Below are 17522 nucleotides of genomic sequence, written 5' to 3'. Positions count from 1 at the left end.
TGTTCTACCGCTATCGCGAGCAAGCTCGCTCCCACAGTGTTTTGCATTGTCAGCCAAAACGGCGTTCGATCAGAGACCGTAGCTCATCAGACGGTCGTAACGACGCTTGAGCAGCGCTTCGTTGTCGAACTTCTTCAGCATCGCCAGTTGCGAGCTCAGCTCGGCACGGATCGAGGCAGCGGCAGCGGCCGGATCACGGTGGGCGCCGCCCAGAGGCTCGCCGATCACCTTGTCGACGATGCCCAAGCCTTTCAGGCGCTCGGCGGTGATGCCCATCGCTTCAGCAGCATCCGGCGCTTTTTCTGCGGTTTTCCACAGAATCGAAGCGCAACCTTCCGGCGAGATCACCGCGTAGGTCGAGTACTGCAGCATGTTCAACTGGTCGCACACGCCGATCGCCAGTGCTCCGCCGGAACCACCTTCACCGATCACGGTGGCGATGATCGGGGTTTTCAGGCGAGCCATGACGCGCAGGTTCCAGGCAATCGCTTCGCTCTGGTTACGCTCTTCGGCATCGATGCCAGGGTAGGCGCCCGGAGTGTCGATGAAGGTCAGGATCGGCATCTTGAAACGCTCGGCCATTTCCATCAGGCGGCAAGCCTTGCGGTAGCCTTCCGGACGCGGCATGCCGAAGTTGCGGCGTACCTTTTCACGCACTTCACGGCCCTTCTGGTGACCGATCACCATCACTGGCTGGTCTTCCAGACGTGCCACGCCGCCCACAATGGCCGCGTCGTCGGAGAAGTGACGGTCACCGTGCAGTTCGTCGAACTCGGTGAAGATGTGGTCGATGTAGTCCAGGGTGTAAGGACGTTTCGGGTGACGCGCCAGACGTGCGATCTGCCAGCTGGTCAGCTTGCCGAAGATGTCTTCGGTCAGCGTCTTGCTCTTGTCCTGCAGGCGGGAGATCTCATCGCCGATATTCAGCGAATTGTCATTACCGACCAAGCGCAACTCTTCGATCTTGGCTTGCAGGTCGGCGATCGGCTGTTCGAAATCTAGAAAATTCGGGTTCATAGGCGTCCGTCTTGGGTCGTGTCCCAAATGAGCTTGGGCCGGCCGGTTGTCTATTCGCGCCCTACCTTAAGGGAGAGGCGCGCTGAGGTCGAGATTAAAAATTCAGGTTGTGGGCAGGCGCTTTGCTGGCACCTGCCGGTCAACGGTATTGGAGGAAGACGTTGTCTCGCCCGAACTGGTCACGCAGGGCTTGAATCAAGGCATCCGCCGGGTCGATCCGCCAGGTCTCGCCAAACTGCAGCAAGGTCTTGGCATCGGGACTGGTGTATTCCATGGTGATCGGGCACGCCCCGCGATGACGCTTGAGCAAATCACCCAACCAGCGTAGCTGATCGCCTTTCAGATCCTGGGTCTGCAACTTCAGGCGCAGGCTCTCGGCCAGGTTGGTGCGCGCATCTTCCATGCTCATCACCCGCTTGACCCGAAGACGCAGGCCGCCGGAGAAGTCATCGTTGCTGACCTCGCCTTCGACCACCACCATCGCATCGGTCTGAAGCAGCGATTGTGCGGAGTGGAACGCATCGGCGAACAGCGACGCCTCGATCCGCCCGGAGCGGTCGTCGAGGGTGATGAAGCCCATCTTGTCGCCCTTTTTGTTCTTCATCACCCGCAGAGCGATGATCATCCCCGCCACCGTCTGGGTGTCCCGGGCCGGTTTCAGGTCGATGATGCGCTGACGGGCGAAACGGCGGATTTCACCTTCGTATTCGTCGATCGGGTGACCGGTCAGGTACAGGCCCAAGGTGTCTTTTTCACCTTTGAGTCGTTCCTTGAGGGTCAGCTCTTTCGCCTTGCGGTGGATCGCGTAAACGTCCGCGTCTTCCTCGACGAACAGCCCGCCAAACAGGTCGGCGTGGCCGCTGTCGCGGGTGCGCGCGGTCTGCTCGGCCGACTTGATCGCCTCTTCCATCGCCGCCAGCAGCACGGCGCGGTTGCGGTCAATGTTGGCCTGATAAGCCTTTTGTTCGTCGTGGAAGTACGGGCCGAGGCGATCCAGAGCGCCGCTGCGAATCAGACCGTCCAGCGTGCGTTTGTTGATGCGCTTGAGGTCGACCCGGGCGCAGAAGTCGAACAGGTCCTTGAACGGGCCGGCCTGACGCGCCTCGGTGATCGCTTCCACCGGGCCTTCGCCGACGCCTTTGATCGCGCCCAGCCCGTACACGATGCGGCCGTCGTCGTTCACCGTGAACTTGAACTCCGAAGTGTTCACGTCCGGCGCGTCGAGGCGCAGCTTCATCGTGCGCACTTCCTCGATCAAGGTCACGACCTTGTCGGTGTTGTGCATGTCCGCCGAGAGTACCGCGGCCATGAACGGCGCCGGGTAGTGGGCTTTCAGCCAGGCAGTCTGGTACGACACCAGGCCGTAGGCGGCGGAGTGGGATTTGTTGAAGCCGTAACCGGCGAATTTCTCTACCAGGTCGAAAATGTTACCGGCCAGATCCGCGTCGATATTGTTCGACGCACAACCCTCAATGAAACCGCCGCGCTGCTTGGCCATTTCCTCGGGTTTCTTCTTGCCCATCGCCCGACGCAGCATGTCCGCACCACCGAGGGTGTAACCGGCCATGACCTGGGCGATCTGCATCACCTGTTCCTGATACAGGATGATGCCGTACGTCGGCGCCAGCACCGGCTGCAAACCTTCGTACTGGTAATCCGGATGCGGATACGCAAGCTCGGCGCGACCGTGCTTGCGGTTGATGAAGTCATCCACCATGCCGGACTGCAACGGGCCCGGACGGAACAGGGCCACCAGTGCGATCAAGTCTTCGAGGCAGTCGGGCTTGAGCTTTTTGATCAGCTCTTTCATGCCGCGGGATTCAAGCTGGAACACCGCGGTGGTTTCAGCTTTTTGCAGCAGTTGATAAGTCGGTTTGTCATCCAGCGGGATGAACGCGATGTCCAGCGGCGGCTCGTTGACTTTGGCGCGATCACGGTTGATCGTTTTCAGCGCCCAGTCGATGATCGTCAGGGTCCGCAGGCCGAGGAAGTCGAACTTCACCAGACCGGCCGCCTCGACGTCGTCCTTGTCGAACTGGGTCACCAGACCGTCGCCGGCCTCGTCGCAATAGATCGGCGAGAAGTCGGTCAGCTTGGTCGGCGCGATGACCACACCACCGGCGTGTTTACCGACGTTACGCACCACGCCTTCGAGCTTGCGCGCCATCTCCCAGATTTCCGCCGCTTCTTCATCGACCTTGATGAAGTCGCGCAGGATTTCTTCCTGCTCGTAGGCTTTTTCCAGGGTCATGCCGACTTCGAACGGAATCATCTTCGAGAGGCGATCCGCCAGGCCGAACGACTTGCCCTGGGCCCGAGCCACGTCACGGACCACAGCCTTCGCCGCCATGGAACCGAAGGTGATGATCTGGCTCACCGCGTTACGGCCGTACTTTTCGGCCACGTAATCGATTACCCGGTCGCGACCGTCCATGCAGAAGTCGACGTCGAAGTCGGGCATCGATACCCGTTCCGGGTTAAGGAAACGTTCGAACAGCAGGTCATATTCCAGCGGGTCGAGGTCGGTGATCTTCTGCACATAGGCCACCAGCGATCCGGCACCCGACCCCCGGCCAGGACCCACCGGCACGCCGTTGTTCTTGGCCCACTGGATAAAGTCCATCACGATCAGGAAGTAACCGGGGAACCCCATCTGGATAATGATATCCAGCTCGAAATTCAGCCGGTCGACGTAGACCTGACGCTTGGCCTCGTAGTCCTCGGTGGTGTCCTTGGGCAGCAGCACGCTGAGGCGATCGTCCAGACCGTCGAACGATACCTTGCGGAAATACTCGTCGATGGTCATGCCATCGGGAATCGGGTAGTCGGGCAGGAAGTGCTTGCCCAGCTTCACGTCGATGTTGCAGCGCTTGGCGATCTCGACCGTGTTTTCGATTGCATCGGGCAGGTCGCTGAACAGCTCGGCCATTTCCTCGGCGCTTTTGAGGTACTGCTGATCGCTGTAGTTCTTCGAACGCCGCGGATCGTCGAGGGCGCGGCCCTCACCGATGCAGACGCGGGTTTCGTGGGCGGCGAAGTCTTCCTGCTTGATGAAGCGCACATCGTTGGTCGCGACCAGCGGCGCACCGAGCTTGTCGGCCAGGGCCACGGCGCCGTGTAACTGTTCTTCGTCATTCGGACGGTTGGTGCGCTGGATTTCCAGATAGAAACGATCCGGGAATACCGCCATCCATTCACGCGTCAGGGTTTCGGCTTCGGCGGGATTGCCGCCGATCATGGCCATGCCGATCTCGCCTTCTTTGGCGGCGGACAACATGATCAGGCCTTCGTTGGCCTCGGCGACCCATTCGCGCTCGATGATGATCATGCCGTTGCGCTGACCTTCAATGAAGCCACGAGAAATCAGCTCGGTCAGGTTGCGATAGCCCTGAGCATTCATGACCAGCAGGCTGATGCGGCTCAGCGGGCCATCCGGGTCCTTGTTCGACAGCCACAGGTCGGCGCCGCAGATCGGCTTGATCCCTGCGCCCATGGTGTTTTTATAGAATTTGACCAGCGAACACATGTTGTTCTGGTCGGTCACCGCAACGGCCGGCATGCCCATGCCGGTCAGCGCCTTGACCAGCGGCTTGATCCGCACCAGCCCGTCGACCAGGGAGTATTCAGTGTGCAGGCGTAGATGAACGAATGAAGCCGGCATAGTGATCCTGTCCAGTTACATAGAGACAACAAGGCCCGGATTGTACCGGGCCCCAAACAAAACATCAGCCTCGCCGCTAAACCGGCGCGAAACCTTCCAGCGCCTCGTAAGCCTGCCGCACCGGAGCAAATGAACGCCGGTGAATCGGCGTCGGCCCGAGGCGCACCAGCGCTTCCAGATGAACGGGCGTCGGGTAGCCTTTGTGCCCGCCGATGCCGTAACCCGGGTAGATCAATTCGAATGCAGCCATTTCGCGGTCGCGGCTGACCTTGGCCAGAATCGATGCAGCGGCGATGGCTGGAACCTTGCTGTCGCCCTTGACCACCGCCTCGGAACGCATCGGCAATTTAGGGCAGCGGTTGCCGTCGATCATCGCCAGTTTCGGCTGGATGTGCAGGCCAGCGACCGCGCGCTGCATTGCCAGCATGGTCGCGTGAAGGATGTTCAGCTCATCGATTTCTTCGACTTCAGCACGAGCGATGCACCAGCTCAGTGCTTTCTCGCAGATTTCGTCGTAGAGCTTTTCGCGCTTGGCTTCGGTCAGTTTTTTCGAATCGTTGAGACCGAGGATCGGCCGGTTCGGATCGAGGATCACCGCAGCCGTGACAACCGCGCCGCACAAAGGGCCGCGACCGACTTCATCGACGCCGGCCACCAGTTCTTCGACTTCGGCGACCAGGGTGAAATCCAGGCCCATCTGCATGCTTGTCTTGCTCATCGTGTTTGCCCGATCAGGTTCAGAACGGCGTCAGCCGCCTGATTGGAAGCGTCCAGGCGCAGGGTGCGATGGATCTCGTCGAAGCCGCGGGTCTGCTCTTCGCCACCGTCGATCAACGGCGACAAGGTTTGGGCAAGCGCCTCAACCGTCGCATCATCCTGCAACAATTCCGGCACCAGCAAGCGCTGGGCCAGCAGGTTCGGCAGGGAAACGTACGGGCTCTTGACCATGCGCTTGAGAATCCAGAACGTCAGCGGCGCAAGACGATAAGCCACAACCATCGGACGCTTGTACAACAGCGCTTCCAGGGTTGCCGTGCCCGACGCGATCAAGACCGCATTGCACGCCGCCAGGGCCAGGTGGGATTTGCCATCAAGCAAGGTCACCGGCAGGTCGCGCCCAGCCAGCAGTTCTTCAAGCTGGGCGCGACGCTCGGAGTTGGCGCACGGAATGACGAAACGCACACCCGGGCGCATGGCACGCAGGCGTTCGGCGGTATCGAGGAACAACGCACCCAGACGACTGACTTCGCCGCCCCGGCTGCCGGGCATCAGAGCCACGAGCGGACCGTCCGGAAGATCAAGCTCTGCACGCGCAGCGCTGCGATCGGACTCCAGTGGAATGGTATCGGCCAGCGTATGGCCGACAAACCGTACAGGAACGCCCTTCTCTTCGTAGAATCTGGCTTCGAACGGCAGCAGCGTGAGCATCAGATCGCAGCCCTCGCGGATCTTCAGCACCCGCTTCTGCCGCCACGCCCACACCGAAGGGCTGACGTAGTGCACGGTCTTGATTCCGGCCTGACGCAGCTTGAGTTCGATATTGAGGTTGAAATCCGGGGCATCGATACCGATGAACACATCCGGTTTTTCAGCGATAAGCGTGGCGATCAGGTCCTTGCGGCGCTTGAGCAGTTCACGCAACCGCCCCAGGACTTCCACCAGCCCCATGACCGACAGACGCTCCATCGGAAAATAGGACGTCAGGCCTTCGGCCTGCATCAGCGGACCGCCGACACCGATGAACTCCACCGCAGGATGCTGTGCCTTGAGGGCGCGCATGAGACCGGCGCCCAGAATGTCACCGGAAGCCTCCCCCGCCACCAGCGCAATACGCAGATTGGCCATGGTCAGCGGGTGATGCCGCGGGTCGACGACTGGATGGAGTCACGGAACATTGCGACTTCCGGGAACTGCGCGGACGGATCGGCCAGTTCGGCCAGCGCCTGCTCGACGGTGAGTCCCTGGCGATACACCGTTTTGTACGCACGACGCAGGGCGTGAATGGCGTCTTCGCTGAAACCGCGACGGCGCATGCCCTCGAAGTTCATGCTGCGCGCTTCGGCCGGGTTGCCGAACACCGTGACGAACGCCGGAACATCCTTGCCGATAGCCGTACCCATGCCGGAAAAGCTGTGGGCGCCGATGTGGCAATACTGATGCACCAGGGTGAAACCGGACAGGATTGCCCAGTCATCAACATGCACATGGCCGGCCAGTGCGGTGTTGTTGACCAGAATGCAGTGGTTGCCGATGACGCTGTCATGTCCGATGTGGGCGTAGGCCATGATCAGGTTGTGATCACCCAGGGTCGTTTCGGAACGATCCTGAACGGTGCCACGGTGAATCGTCACGCCTTCGCGGATGACGTTGTGGTCACCGATCACCAGGCGGGTTTCTTCGCCCTTGTATTTCAGGTCCGGCGTGTCTTCGCCTACCGAGGAAAACTGGTAGATGCGGTTGTGCTTGCCGATACGGGTCGGACCTTTGAGGATCACGTGTGGCCCGATGACCGTTCCCTCGCCGATTTCCACACCTGCACCGATGATCGACCACGGGCCGACCTCGACGCCGTCAGCCAGGACGGCCGACGGATCGATGATTGCGCGAGGGTCAATCAAACTCATAGCTTGCGTTCCGCACAGATGATTTCAGCCGAGCAGACCGGTTTGCCATCGACCGAAGCCTGGCATTCGAACTTCCAGATCTGACGCTTGCAGCTGATGAACTTGGCTTCGAGGATCAATTGATCACCCGGCAGCACCGGCTGGCGGAAGCGCAGCTTGTCGGAACCGACGAAGTAGTAAAGGGTGCCGTCGGCCGGTTTCACGTCAAGCATCTTGAAACCGAGGATCCCGGCAGCCTGAGCCATGGCTTCGATGATCAGTACGCCCGGCATGATCGGGTGCGCTGGGAAGTGACCGTTGAAGAACGGCTCGTTGATGCTGACATTCTTGTAGGCGCGAATGCGCTTGCCTTCCGTATCCAGCTCCACTACCCGGTCCACCAGCAGGAACGGGTAACGGTGAGGCAGGTATTCGCGAATCTCGTTGATGTCCATCATTTCGGGGGGAAGCCTATGTAAAGATTGGGAGCGCGACTGACGCGCACTCCTCTAGCAAATCAAGGAGGCAGTCCAGAGGCTGTGCACACTTGATATGGAAATGGTATCAGCCTTCAGATGAAGCATTACCGTCGGGGGTCACTTCCCCGGACCGCTTTTCCAGCTGTTTCAAACGTCGCGCGATGTCATCGAGCTGACGAATACGGGCCGCGCTTTTGCGCCACTCGGCCGCAGGCTGCATAGCTGTGCCGGAAGAATAGGCACCCGGCTCGGTAATCGAGTGGGTCACCATGGTCATCCCGGTCAGGAATACGTTGTCGCAAATATCGATGTGCCCAACCAGACCAACACCGCCGGCGAGCATGCAGTGCTTGCCGATTTTGGTGCTGCCGGAAATCCCCACGCACGCTGCCATGGCGGTGTGATCACCGACCTGTACGTTGTGGGCGATCTGAATCTGGTTGTCGAGCTTCACGCCGTTGCCGATCACGGTATCGGCCAACGCACCGCGGTCGATGGCGGTATTCACGCCGATCTCCACATCGTCGCCGATGGTCACGCCACCGATCTGGGCGATTTTCTGCCAGATGCCCTTCTCGTTGGCAAAGCCGAAGCCTTCACCGCCGAGCACGGCACCGGACTGGATCACTACACGCTTGCCGATCCGCACATCGTGATACAGCGTGACTCGCGGGGCCAGCCAGCCGCCCTCACCGATTTCGCTGCGGGCACCGACCACGCAATGCGCACCGAGCGTCACGTCCGCACCGATTCGCACACCGGCTTCGATCACCACGAACGGACCGATACTGGCGCTCGGATCGACCACGGCATCCTCGGCGATCACGGCAGTCGGATGAACGCCGGCAACAGCCTTGGGTTTCGGATCGAACAGATGGGAAATGCGTGCGTAAGCCAGGTAAGGATCCGGCACCACCAGCGCATTACCGGCATAACCTTCGGCGTCGGCAGCCTTGAGCAACAGGGCTGCGGCTTGCGAGCCTGCCAGGTATTTACGGTATTGGGGGTTTGCCAGAAAGCTCAACTGAGCTGGGCCAGCCTCCTGCAAGGTGGCTAGCCCAGTGATTTGCTTCTCGGGGTCGCCACTCAGGGTGGCGCCGAGGAACTCGGCCAACTGGCCGAGCTTGATGGTCACGGTCATGGGTTACTTCAGCTGATTCATGCGCTCGATAACCTGGCGCGTGATGTCGTACTGAGGTTTGACATCAATGACTGCGCCACGCTCGAACACCAGGTCAAAACCACCTTTCTTGATGACTTCTTCCACTGCGCTATCCAGTTTCGGCTTCAGTTGCTTGAGCATTTCGCGGTCGGCAACAGCCTTGGCTTCGTTCAGCTCCTTGGACTGGAACTGGAAGTCACGCGCCTTTTGCTTGAACTCCAGCTCCAGACGCTCGCGTTCGCCTTGCTGCATCTTGTCGCCACCGGCCATCAGACGATCCTGAATGCCCTTGGCGCTGCTTTCGAGGGTCTTGAGTTTGGTCAGTTGAGGACCGAACTTCTTCTCGGCATCCACGGCGTACTTCTTGGCCGCGTCGGATTCCAGCAGAGCCATCTGATAGTTCAGAACGGCGATTTTCATGTCGGCAAATGCCGGGCCTGCCACCAGTACGGAGGCCAGGAGAACCAATTGAGTCAACTTACGCACGATGCACTCCTACAAAATCCATTGTCGTTATCTTGGGTCAGACGCTTAGAACGTCTGGCCGAGGGAGAATTGGAACACTTGAGTTTCAGCGTCATCCGGTTTCTTGATCGGCATCGCCAGTGCAAAACTCAGCGGGCCCAGTGCGGTGACCCAGGTCACGCCGACACCGACGGAGCTGGCCATGTTGCTGAGGCTGATGTCGTTGCACTGAGTGGCAGAAGTCGAACCGACAGTCGCGTTGGTAGTCTTCTCGCACTTGGAGTCAAATACGTTACCCACGTCCCAGAATACCGAAGTACGCAGGGAACGCTGATCCTTGACGAATGGCAGCGGGAACAACACCTCGACACCACCCTGGATCAACACGTTACCACCGAACGGCAGCGGATCCTGATCCGGGTCGGCAAGCGTACCGGCGTTACCGGTTACACCCACGCCACGGCTAGGCGTACTGCGCGGACCGAGGGTACTGTCCTTGAAGCCACGAACCGAGTTGAAACCACCAGCATAGTAGTTTTCATAGAACGGCAAGCCGTCGGTCGAACCATAACCATCGCCATAACCCAGTTCGGTGTGCAGGCGCATGGTGTAGTTCTCGCTCAGAGGCTGGAACAACTGGCCACGATAATCGAGCTTGAAGAACGACAGGTCGCTGCCTGGAATGGTGGTTTCCAGGGTCAGGCTCTGGGAGCGACCACGGGTTGGCAACACACCCTTGTTCAGGGTCGACTCGGACCAACCGGCCGAAGCCTTGAAGTTCAGGTAGTTATCGCCTTCACGCTTAACGAAGTCGAAAATCTCGTCAACGGTGTACTGACCGGTCTTGATCTTGTCCTGCTGAGCGGACAGGCCGAAGGTCAGACGCGAAGTCTCGCTGATCGGGTAGCCCACGTTTACGCCGGCGCCCAGGCTGTCAACCGCATAGCTCGCTACGTCAACGTCGAGGTCTTTGTAGTCGGTGGTGCGATAGAACGCGTTGTAACCCAGGCTCACGCCATCGGCGGTCCAGTAGGGGTCAACATAGCCGAAGTTGTAGCGGCTCTGGTATTCGCTGCGGGTCAGGCCGACGCTGACGCGGTTACCGGTACCGAGGAAGTTGTTCTGAGTGATCGAACCACCGAGGATCAGACCGGCGCTCTGGGCGAAACCGACGCTGGCGGTGATCGAACCGGAAGCCTGCTCTTCAACGCTGTAGTTCACATCAACCTGGTCGTCGACACCTGGCACGGCCGGGGTTTCGACGTTGACTTCCTTGAAGAAGCCCAGACGTTCCAGACGAGTCTTGGACTGGTCGATCAGGTAGGTCGAAGCCCAGCCACCTTCCATCTGACGCATTTCACGACGCAGCACCTCGTCCTCGGACTTGGTGTTGCCACGGAAGTTGATGCGGTTGACGTAGGCACGCTTGCCCGGATCGACAGCAAACAGGATATCGACGGTGTGATCTTCGTCGTGCGGTTGTGGCACGCCGTTGACGTTGGCGAAGGTATAACCCTCGTTACCAAGACGACGGGTAATCAGTTCGGATGTGGTGGTCATCAGCTTGCGCGAGAAGACCTGGCCTTTCTGCACCAGCAACAGCGACTTGACCTGGTCCTCAGGGACTTTCAGGTCACCGCTGAGCTTGACGTCACGAACGGTGTACTTCTCGCCTTCGTTGACGTTGACGGTGATGTAGACGTGCTTCTTGTCCGGGGTGATGGACACCTGGGTCGAAGCGATATCCATGTTGATATAGCCACGGTCCAGGTAGTAGGAACGCAGACGCTCCAGGTCACCGGACAGTTTTTCACGGGCGTACTTGTCGTCGTTCTTGAAGAACGACAGCCAGTTGGTGGTTTTCAGTTCGAACAGGTCGGTCAGGTCTTCCTCGGGGAAAACCGTGTTGCCCACCACGTTGATGTGCTGAATGGCTGCGACGGTGCCTTCGTTGATCTTCACTTTCAGGCCGACACGGTTGCGCGGCTGCGAGACCACTTCGGTATCGACGGTAGCCGAGTAACGGCCCTGTGCAACGTATTGACGTTGCAGCTCGTTACGTACGCCTTCGAGGGTCGCGCGCTGGAAAATCTCGCCTTCGGCCAGACCGGATTGCTTGAGGCCTTTCATCAGGTCTTCGGTGGAGATCGCCTTGTTGCCTTCGATCTCGATGCTGGCAACCGACGGACGTTCGACGACAGTGATCACCAGAACGTTGCCTTCGCGGCCCAGCTGGATATCTTGAAAGAAACCGGTTTTGAACAACGCACGAGTGGATTCCACCAGGCGACGATCATCCGCCTGCTCGCCGACGTTCAACGGCAAGGCACCAAAGACACTACCCGCGGAGACCCGCTGGAGGCCATTGACGCGAATATCAGAGATAGTGAAGGACTCGGCGTGAACTTCGGCGATCATCAATACGGTGAGAACCGCAGTTAGCAGCAGACGTTTCATGAAGTCCTTTCTTATTCCAACTGGCAATAAACAAACTGCCGCAAAATGCGGCAGATTCGCAATTCAGCGAAGCGTTACAGACGACCCAGATCGTTGACCAGAGCAAGCAACATCACTCCGACCACCAAACTGATACCGATCTGTATCCCCCAACCTTGCACCCGATCCGACAAGGGACGACCACGCGCCCACTCGATCAGATAAAACAACAAATGCCCCCCATCCAGTACAGGAATGGGCAGCAAATTCAGAACCCCCAGGCTAATACTCAGATAAGCAAGGAAATTCAGGAAATCAGCGACGCCCGACTGGGCAGAAGCGCCCGCCACTTTAGCAATGGTTATCGGTCCACTCAAGTTTTTTACCGAGAGCTCGCCGAAGAGCATTTTCTTCAGTGAATCCAGCGTCAGGACGCTCATGGTCCAGGTACGACGGGCACCCTCGCCAATCGCCGCCAAAGGCCCATAGCTGACCTCGCGAATCATTTCCGGCGGCCAGTCGACAGCCTTCACACCCGCCCCCAGGTAACCGCTTGGCGACGCCTTCTCGCCACGCGCGGCCAGTGTCACAGGGACATCGATTTGAACACCGTCGCGCTCGACGCGCAGCACGATTTTGGTATCAGGACGCGTACGAACGGTGTCGACCACCTGCTGCCAGTCATCCAGCCCCTTGCCATCCAGCGTCAGCAGACGATCGCCGGTTTTCAGCCCGGCTGCCTGTGCCGGACCTTTCGGATCGAGTTCGGCCAGCACCGGCGGCAATGCCGGGCGCCAAGGGCGAATGCCGAGAGAGCGAATCGGATCCGGCTCGTCAGCCCCCTTGAGCCATTTATCGAGTGCCAGCACACGAGGCGAATCCGCCGTGGAACCCTGATCGCGCACCAGCATTTGCAGTGAGCCGCTTTCCCCCAGACGCCGCACCAGCTGAAGGTTGACCGCAGCCCACCCCGAGGTCGGCTCACCGTCGATCGCAACGATTTCCTGACCGGCGCTCAGTCCAGCCGTTGCGGCGATGCTGCCGGACTCCACCGAACCGATGACCGGGCGAATCTGCTCGCTGCCGAGCATGGCCAGCACCCAGAAAAACACCAGCGCGAGCAGGAAGTTGGCTACAGGGCCGGCCGCGACGATAGCGATACGCTGACGCACGGACTTGCGATTGAATGACTGATGAACTTGATCGGCCGGCACTTCGCCTTCGCGCTCGTCGAGCATCTTGACGTAGCCACCCAGCGGAATGGCCGCGACCACGAATTCGGTACCCTGCTTGTCGTGCCAGCGCAGCAGTGGCATGCCGAAGCCCACGGAGAAACGCAGAACCTTGACGCCACAGCGACGCGCGACCCAGAAGTGGCCGAATTCGTGAAAGGTAACCAGCACACCCAGAGCGATCAGGGTGCCGGCAATCATATAGAGCGCGCTCATCTACTTTCTCCGCAATCCTGTCCAGTGCCGCGTGAAGCCATGTGTTGCAAGACCTATCGGCCGTGTCGAGTCAGCCACTGTACGGCCAATGTCCGAGCAGTCGCGTCAGCGGTAAACACCGCTTCGAGATCGTTCAACGCCACAACTGGCTCGAGATTCAAGACTTCCTCGATGATACTCGCGATTTCCAGATAGCGAACCCGCCCGTCGAGAAACGCAGCAACCGCCACTTCATTCGCCGCGTTGAGCATGGCTGGTGCGCTGTTTCCCGCTTCGGCAGCTTGCCGTGCCAGACGCAGACATGGGAAGCGATCTTCGTCGGGGGCTTCGAAGTCCAGGCGCGCGACAGCGAACAGATCCAGCGGCGCCACGCCCGAGTCAATGCGTTCAGGCCACGCCAGTGCATTGGCAATCGGTGTGCGCATGTCGGGATTACCCAACTGCGCCAGTACCGAACCGTCCACATAGTCGACCAGCGAATGAATCACGCTCTGGGGATGAATCACCACTTGGACTTGCGAAGGCTTGGCATCGAACAACCAGCAGGCTTCGATCAACTCGAGCCCCTTGTTCATCATGCTGGCCGAATCCACGGATATCTTGCGGCCCATCGACCAGTTCGGGTGAGCACACGCCTGATCGGGTGAAACATGCGCCAGCTCGGCCATCGGCGTCTGCCGGAAAGGGCCACCAGAAGCTGTCAGCAAAATCCGACGGACTCCAACATTGCTCAGCCCACGAGCAAAGTCCTGCGGCATGCACTGGAAAATCGCGTTGTGCTCACTGTCAATCGGCAGCAGGACCGAACCGCTTTTACGCACAGCCTGCATGAACAAGGCGCCGGACATGACCAGCGCTTCCTTGTTGGCCAGAAGAATCTTCTTGCCCGCCTCGACAGCCGCAAGAGTCGGGCGCAGGCCGGCCGCGCCGACGATGGCGGCCATGACAGCATCCACCTCCGGCGCAGCAGCGACCTGACACAAGCCTTCCTCGCCGACCAACACCTGCGTCGACAGGCCTGCCGCACGCAAATCGTCCTGCAGGCTGCGAGCAGCGCCGGCTTCCGGCACTACTGCATATTTCGGGAGATGACGAACACACAGGGCAAACAATTCACTCAGACGCGTGAAACCGCTCAGGGCGAAAGCCTGATAACGCTCCGGATGACGAGCGATGACATCAAGGGTGCTCAGACCGATCGAACCGGTTGCCCCCAGGACGGTAATCTGCTGCGGGCGACTCACGACGCCGCCATCCACAACAGCACCGCAAAGACCGGGATCGCCGCCGTCAGGCTGTCGATGCGATCCAGCACGCCACCGTGACCAGGCAGCAGATTACTGCTGTCCTTGATGCCGGACTGACGCTTGAACATGCTTTCGGTCAGGTCGCCTACCACCGAGATGAATACGATCACTGCAGCACCGATCAAACCCTTGAACAGTTGCGCCACCGTCCAGTCACGGAACAGAGCCACCAGCGTGGTAATGACCAGACTCAACGCCAGACCACCATATACGCCTTCCCAGCTTTTACCGGGACTGACTTGCGGCGCCAGCTTGCGTTTGCCGAATGCTCGACCGGAGAAATACGCCCCGATGTCAGCGCCCCACACCAGCACCATCACCGCCATGATCAGCCAGTTACCGAGCGGGTACTGCTTGATCAGCACCAGCCCTTGCCAGGCAGGCAACAGAATCAGCAAACCGATCACCAGTTTGGTGGCAGCACTGGACCAGTGCTCACTGGAGCGCGGGTATGTCAATACCAGCCAGGTCGCCAATGCCCACCAGATCACCGAAGCGCCCAGCACCCAGGGCGCCAGCCCCGGGAGGATGTACATGACGAACAGCATCAGCGCGACCACCGCCGCGTAGCCGACACGAAATGGCTGCGCGGTGAAGCCGGCCAGACGCGCCCATTCCCAGGCGCCCAGACTCACGACCAGACCGATGAACAAGGCAAACCCGGAACCTTCGAGCAGGAAAAAACCGCCCAGAGCGATCGGCAGCAGAATCAGTGCAGTGATGATGCGTTGTTTAAGCATTAAACCCGGGCTCCAGCTTCGACCTGCTCGCTCGTTTTACCGAAGCGGCGCTGGCGCAAAGCGAAATCGGCCAGCGCATTGCGCATGGCTTCGTGTTTGAAGTCCGGCCAGAACAGGTCGGAGAAGTACAACTCGGCGTAAGCCAGCTGCCACAAAAGGAAGTTGCTGATGCGGTGTTCGCCACCGGTGCGGATGCACAAGTCGGGCAACGGCAGATCACCGGTGACCAGACAGGTCTGCAGCAGATCCGGCGTGATGTCTTCCGGCCGCAGATGTCCCGCCTGGACCTCACGAGCCAGTCGCTGCGCCGCTTGCGCGATGTCCCACTGACCGCCGTAGTTGGCGGCGATCTGCAGGATGAAACGGTTGGCACCGGCGGTCATCGCTTCAGCCTCACGCATGGCTGCCTGAAGCTCCGGATGGAACCGCGTACGGTCGCCAATGATGCGCAGACTGATGTTGTTGTCGTTCAGGCGCTTGGCTTCACGACGCAGTGCCTTGAAGAACAGATCCATCAAGGCGCTGACCTCATCGGCCGGACGCTGCCAGTTTTCACTGGAAAATGCGAACAGGGTGAGCACCTCGACCTTGGCCTCGGCACACACTTCGATCACCGCCCGCACAGCGTCCACGCCCGCTTTATGCCCGGCGACACCTGGCATGAAGCGTTTTTTCGCCCAGCGATTATTGCCATCCATGATGATCGCGACATGGCGCGGCACCGCGGACGGCGCAGTCTGCTTGGTCTTGTCCATTTAAAGCTCGACCCTTATACGGCCATCAGGTCTTTTTCTTTTTCGTCCGTGGCCTTGGTGATCTGGGCCTCGGATTCTTTGGTCAGCTTATCGATATCAGCGATTGCACGACGCTCTTCGTCTTCGCTGATTTCCTTGTCCTTGACCAGTTTCTTGAGCTCGCCCAAGGCATCACGACGAATATTGCGCACGGCAACACGCGCGTCTTCAGCAGCGCTACGCGCCTGCTTGGTGAAGCCTTTACGCGTTTCCTCGGTGAGGGCCGGCATAGGGATCAACAGCAACTCACCCAGGTTGGTCGGGTTGAGGTTCAGACCGGCGCTCTGGATTGCCTTGTCGACGGCAGCAAGCATGTTGCGCTCGAATGCCACGACCTGCAGGGTGCGCGAGTCTTTCACGGTGACGTTGGCAACGCCGCTCAGCGGAGTGTCAGTGCCGTAGTAAGGCACCATGACACTGCCGAGGATGCTCGGGTGAGCCTTGCCGGTACGAATCTGGCCGAACGCGTGGTTCAGAGACTCCAGGGATTTCTGCATACGCGCTTGGGCGTCTTTCTTGATTTCGTTGATCATTGTTGGCCTTCCTCGATCAAAGTCCCTTCTGCGCCGCCGTGCACAATGTTCAGCAGGGCACCGGGCTTGTTCATGTTAAATACGCGCAGCGGCATCTTGTGATCGCGGCACAGGCAGATAGCCGTCAGATCCATTACACCCAGCTTGCGATCCAGTACTTCATCGTATGTCAGATGATCGAACTTCTCGGCATGCGGGTCTTTGAACGGGTCAGCGGTGTAGACGCCATCGACCTTGGTCGCCTTGAGCACGACATCGGCGTCGATTTCAATGGCGCGCAGGCAGGCTGCCGAATCCGTGGTAAAGAACGGATTGCCGGTGCCGGCCGCGAAAATCACCACGTCCTTGGAGTTCAGGTGGCGCATGGCCTTGCGACGGTCATAGTGATCGGTCACACCGACCATGGAAATGGCCGACATCACGATGGCCGAGATATTGGCACGTTCCAGCGCATCGCGCATGGCCAGGGCGTTCATCACAGTGGCCAGCATGCCCATGTGGTCGCCCGTGACCCGATCCATGCCGGCCTTGCTCAGCGCTTCACCGCGGAACAGGTTGCCACCACCGATCACCAGACCGACCTGAACGCCGATACCGACCAGTTGGCCGACTTCCAGCGCCATGCGATCGAGCACTTTCGGATCGATCCCGAACTCTTCCGAGCCCATCAGGGCCTCGCCGCTAAGCTTGAGTAGAATGCGTTTATAGCGAGCCTGATAACCACTGCCCTGCTGAGCCATTGCGAATCTCTCCTGCGGCGTATTTTAAAAATTCTTTGCGAGCTGTTTACAGCTGGCGTTCACTCTAGCTTGGCGCTGCTTCAGCGCCATCGGAACATGGCTTTGTAAGTCAGTTCCAAGGGGAAACCAATTAAAAA

General features: G+C 59.5%; 15 protein-coding genes. All 15 read right to left on the bottom strand.

Features of this window, described 5'->3' with window-relative positions:
* Window positions 1-69: 69 nt before the first annotated feature.
* Window positions 70-1017, bottom strand: a complete 948-nt coding sequence (locus IHQ43_RS05925) for an acetyl-CoA carboxylase carboxyltransferase subunit alpha (protein WP_007954801.1) — start codon at window positions 1015-1017, stop codon at window positions 70-72.
* Between the two features lie 139 nt (window positions 1018-1156).
* Complete coding sequence (gene dnaE / locus IHQ43_RS05920; RefSeq protein WP_192563707.1) at window positions 1157-4678, bottom strand: DNA polymerase III subunit alpha; 3522 nt, start codon at window positions 4676-4678, stop codon at window positions 1157-1159.
* Between the two features lie 76 nt (window positions 4679-4754).
* Window positions 4755-5381: a ribonuclease HII gene (gene rnhB / locus IHQ43_RS05915; RefSeq protein WP_192564956.1), complete on the bottom strand. Its 627-nt coding sequence runs from the start codon at window positions 5379-5381 to the stop codon at window positions 4755-4757.
* A gap of 11 nt (window positions 5382-5392) precedes the next feature.
* Window positions 5393-6523 (bottom strand): lipid-A-disaccharide synthase, encoded by a 1131-nt coding sequence (lpxB, locus tag IHQ43_RS05910; protein ID WP_192563706.1) that lies wholly within the window; start codon window positions 6521-6523, stop codon window positions 5393-5395.
* 2 nt (window positions 6524-6525) lie between these two features.
* The gene (lpxA, locus tag IHQ43_RS05905; RefSeq protein WP_192563705.1) at window positions 6526-7302 is read right to left on the bottom strand and encodes an acyl-ACP--UDP-N-acetylglucosamine O-acyltransferase; all 777 of its coding nucleotides are present in this window, start codon (window positions 7300-7302) and stop codon (window positions 6526-6528) included.
* The gene (gene fabZ / locus IHQ43_RS05900) at window positions 7299-7739 is read right to left on the bottom strand and encodes a 3-hydroxyacyl-ACP dehydratase FabZ (protein WP_003222142.1); all 441 of its coding nucleotides are present in this window, start codon (window positions 7737-7739) and stop codon (window positions 7299-7301) included. The genes lpxA and fabZ overlap by 4 nt, the downstream gene beginning before the upstream one ends.
* A 106-nt stretch (window positions 7740-7845) precedes the next feature.
* The gene (gene lpxD / locus IHQ43_RS05895) at window positions 7846-8901 is read right to left on the bottom strand and encodes a UDP-3-O-(3-hydroxymyristoyl)glucosamine N-acyltransferase (protein ID WP_192563704.1); all 1056 of its coding nucleotides are present in this window, start codon (window positions 8899-8901) and stop codon (window positions 7846-7848) included.
* A gap of 3 nt (window positions 8902-8904) precedes the next feature.
* Complete coding sequence (locus IHQ43_RS05890) at window positions 8905-9408, bottom strand: OmpH/Skp family outer membrane protein (protein ID WP_003222140.1); 504 nt, start codon at window positions 9406-9408, stop codon at window positions 8905-8907.
* A 45-nt stretch (window positions 9409-9453) separates the two neighbouring features.
* Entirely contained in the window at window positions 9454-11844 is a 2391-nt protein-coding gene (gene bamA / locus IHQ43_RS05885) for an outer membrane protein assembly factor BamA (protein ID WP_179692501.1), read from the bottom strand.
* A gap of 74 nt (window positions 11845-11918) precedes the next feature.
* On the bottom strand, window positions 11919-13271 hold the full coding sequence (rseP, locus tag IHQ43_RS05880) for a sigma E protease regulator RseP (RefSeq protein WP_192563703.1): 1353 nt from the start codon (window positions 13269-13271) through the stop codon (window positions 11919-11921).
* A 53-nt stretch (window positions 13272-13324) separates the two neighbouring features.
* Window positions 13325-14515 carry a 1-deoxy-D-xylulose-5-phosphate reductoisomerase gene (gene ispC / locus IHQ43_RS05875; RefSeq protein WP_192563702.1) on the bottom strand — a complete coding sequence of 397 codons (1191 nt, stop codon included), beginning with the start codon at window positions 14513-14515 and terminating at the stop codon, window positions 13325-13327.
* A complete protein-coding gene (locus IHQ43_RS05870) occupies window positions 14512-15318 on the bottom strand; it encodes a phosphatidate cytidylyltransferase (protein ID WP_192563701.1) in 807 nt (268 codons plus the stop codon). Before IHQ43_RS05870 ends, ispC begins: the two co-directional genes overlap by 4 nt.
* A complete protein-coding gene (gene uppS, locus IHQ43_RS05865; protein ID WP_007954779.1) occupies window positions 15318-16073 on the bottom strand; it encodes a polyprenyl diphosphate synthase in 756 nt (251 codons plus the stop codon). Before uppS ends, IHQ43_RS05870 begins: the two co-directional genes overlap by 1 nt.
* 14 nt (window positions 16074-16087) lie before the next feature.
* Window positions 16088-16645: a ribosome recycling factor gene (frr, locus tag IHQ43_RS05860; protein WP_007954771.1), complete on the bottom strand. Its 558-nt coding sequence runs from the start codon at window positions 16643-16645 to the stop codon at window positions 16088-16090.
* On the bottom strand, window positions 16642-17385 hold the full coding sequence (pyrH, locus tag IHQ43_RS05855; RefSeq protein ID WP_003222124.1) for a UMP kinase: 744 nt from the start codon (window positions 17383-17385) through the stop codon (window positions 16642-16644). The genes frr and pyrH overlap by 4 nt, the downstream gene beginning before the upstream one ends.
* Between the last annotated feature and the right edge of the window lie 137 nt (window positions 17386-17522).

This window comes from Pseudomonas gozinkensis (assembly GCF_014863585.1).
Taxonomy (GTDB): domain Bacteria; phylum Pseudomonadota; class Gammaproteobacteria; order Pseudomonadales; family Pseudomonadaceae; genus Aquipseudomonas; species Aquipseudomonas gozinkensis.
Note: the sequence above shows the minus strand (reverse complement) of the source record. Positions and strands in the feature narration are given on the sequence as shown.